Genomic DNA, 1,879 nt, shown 5'->3' on the forward strand with positions numbered 1-1,879 from the left:
TTACGGGGAAGCTGGCCGCGAAGCGGACTGAAGGGGTGTTTCCATCTGGATCGTTGTCAGCGAGATAGAAACCCCACCAAAAGGACCGCGCAGCACGAGCTGCGCCTGTCAACGCGATGACAAGCGCAACTTTTGCTGCGCGTTCCCCTTCACCGGCTTCGCCAGACATCGGCGCATGCGCCGATACCCTGTAAACGGGGAAGCGGCAGCGGCATCAGCTGGGACACGTCGATAAAGGCGGAGCTGGGGAAGGGCGGGCGTGAACCGCAAGATGCGCAACTTAACACGGTGATAGGCACAGCGCGTGGCGCGCGCTCCGTCAATCGCCATACACCCCCCTTGCATCTGAGGCTCAAGCCTTTCACAAGGCTCTCCATGATCCTGATTATTCACCCCGAACTCGTCCTCGCCCAGCCGCTCCTTGAAAACATCGCGCCGTGCGCGCGCCTGTGGGAGATCGAAGACGTTGCGGCCTTTGCAGCCGGCCCCGGCGCCGAGGTGCGCGCCTTTGCCTGTATCGGTGGCAAGAAAACCGAGGCCGCGCTCTTCCCCTTATTCCCCAAGCTGGAGGCTGTGATCGCCGCAGGTGTTGGCGTGGATGGGGTTGATCTGGTTGCAGCCAAAGCTGCTGGCATTTCAGTGTGCAATTCGCCCGGCATCAATACCGACGATGTGGCCGACCTCGCCTTGGGCCTGTTGATTGCGGGCGAGCGCAATATCATTGAGTTGGACGGCCTCGTCCGTCGTGGCGAATGGGCGGACGCGCTGACCCATGCGCCGCGCTACCGCTTGCGCGGGCGCACCTTGGGCATCCTTGGCATGGGCGCGATTGGCCAAGCCATTGCCGTGCGCGCCGAAGCCTTTGGCCTCAAGATTATCTGGGCAGGCCCAAATCCCAAGCCAGAACTGGCATGGCCCCGTATCGATACGGTTTTGGAACTAGCCCAAAAGTCCGACATATTGGCGCTGGCCTGCCCGCTCACGGATGCGACCCGTAAAGTCATTTCAGCTGAGGTGCTCGATGCCTTGGGAACTGAAGGCGTGCTGATCAATGTCGCGCGCGGTGGTGTGGTGGATGAGGCAGCGCTTCTGACGGCCTTGCGCGAGAAAAAAATTCTGGGCGCAAGTTTGGATGTGTTCGAGCATGAGCCGACCGACCCAAGGCTCTGGGCCGATCTAACCAATGTCGTCCTGACGCCCCATGTCGCTGGGCGCACGCGTGAAAGCGTGCAGGAAGCCGTGCGCGCGGCTATCGGCAATCTGATCCGCGTCTATCAGGGCCAGCCGTTGGAAAACCGTGTGGTTTAGGGCTGTAGGTCCTTTAGCATCTGGCCCAAATGTTCGGGATAAATCGTCTCTTCCGTGGCTAGGATTTCAGCCAAGGACCACCATCGCCCGGTGTCGATGGTCTGGGCTTCAAGGGCATTGAGTCCGTCGGTGTGCAGCTGCGGGTTCTCATGACTTAGGGCAAAGAAGACGCCCGTTTGGCGATAGCTGACCCCGTTGAAACGATAGGTCACATCCTCGGTGCCGATGACATCGCCGAGCGCTGCTGGGTCAACCGAAATACCAACTTCTTCTTGGAGTTCGCGGGCAGCAGCCTCTTGCGCCGTCTCGCCCGGGTCAATCTTGCCGCCAGGCGTAAACCAGAAGGCGGGGCGATCTGGTTCGCCCGGGTCTTTGCCGCGCAAGAGGAACACCTCGCCGGCGCGATTGCGAATGAGGACACGGCCGACCCGTCGGATAGAGGTGTCGACCGCGTCCAAATCGATCAGCTTTCGATCGGGCCCATAGCCGTTTGCAGATAGTTTTGAATGCCCAATTGGTCGATCAATTGTAATTGGGTTTCGAGGAAGTCGATATGCTCTTCGGTATCTTC

At 60.0% G+C, this 1,879-nt stretch carries 2 protein-coding genes and 1 pseudogene; 1 reads left to right on the forward strand and 2 read right to left on the reverse strand.

Annotation, left to right across the window (positions count from 1 at the left end):
• Positions 1-375: 375 nt before the first annotated feature.
• Positions 376-1,308, forward strand: coding sequence for an NAD(P)-dependent oxidoreductase (locus ACOVRA_RS08085; RefSeq protein ID WP_421719839.1), 933 nt, complete (start codon positions 376-378; stop codon positions 1,306-1,308).
• Here ACOVRA_RS08085 and ACOVRA_RS08090 read toward each other — a convergent pair.
• Both ACOVRA_RS08090 and ACOVRA_RS08095 read right to left on the reverse strand, forming a co-directional pair.
• Positions 1,305-1,766 (reverse strand): NUDIX hydrolase, encoded by a 462-nt coding sequence (locus ACOVRA_RS08090; protein ID WP_421719840.1) that lies wholly within the window; start codon positions 1,764-1,766, stop codon positions 1,305-1,307. The genes ACOVRA_RS08085 and ACOVRA_RS08090 overlap by 4 nt on opposite strands.
• 5 nt (positions 1,767-1,771) lie before the next feature.
• Positions 1,772-1,879 (reverse strand): annotated as a pseudogene (locus ACOVRA_RS08095) (bacterioferritin); the annotation flags it as partial.

The sequence above is a fragment of the Aquidulcibacter sp. genome (assembly GCF_049239865.1).
In the GTDB taxonomy this organism is placed as follows: Bacteria; Pseudomonadota; Alphaproteobacteria; order Caulobacterales; family Aquidulcibacteraceae; genus Aquidulcibacter.